The sequence below is a fragment of the Psychrobacter sp. TB55-MNA-CIBAN-0194 genome, assembly GCF_040309505.1.
Classification (GTDB): Bacteria; Pseudomonadota; Gammaproteobacteria; order Pseudomonadales; family Moraxellaceae; genus Psychrobacter; species Psychrobacter fozii.
Genome location: NZ_JBEOOW010000439.1, coordinates 1 through 261 on the forward strand (window position 1 = coordinate 1; position 261 = coordinate 261).

Genomic DNA, 261 nt, shown 5'->3' on the forward strand with positions numbered 1-261 from the left:
TTTACCGGCAGTTTGAGCGTTTTATAATCAAATGGCTCACCCGTTGGCGGTTTTTTATTGATAATCTCAATACGCTGAATGTCGGCATCGCGCAGATGGACTTCTTTAGCAAATACCGCACGCCAGCCTATTTTAACGTAGGCTTTGTCTACCAAGATCTCAAGGTCTTCGGTTGCCTCGATATCGATATCTGTGACCAACAGACCATCACGTAAATTACCGCGCCCATATTTAAACTTAATACCCGTCTCAGCGCTAATC

At 44.4% G+C, this 261-nt stretch carries 1 protein-coding gene; it reads right to left on the reverse strand.

Translation table 11 applies throughout. The features are described 5' to 3' along the window. Nucleotides 1-261 (reverse strand): hypothetical protein (locus AAEY75_RS15795; protein WP_352260124.1); only part of this gene is annotated, 261 nt, incomplete at both ends.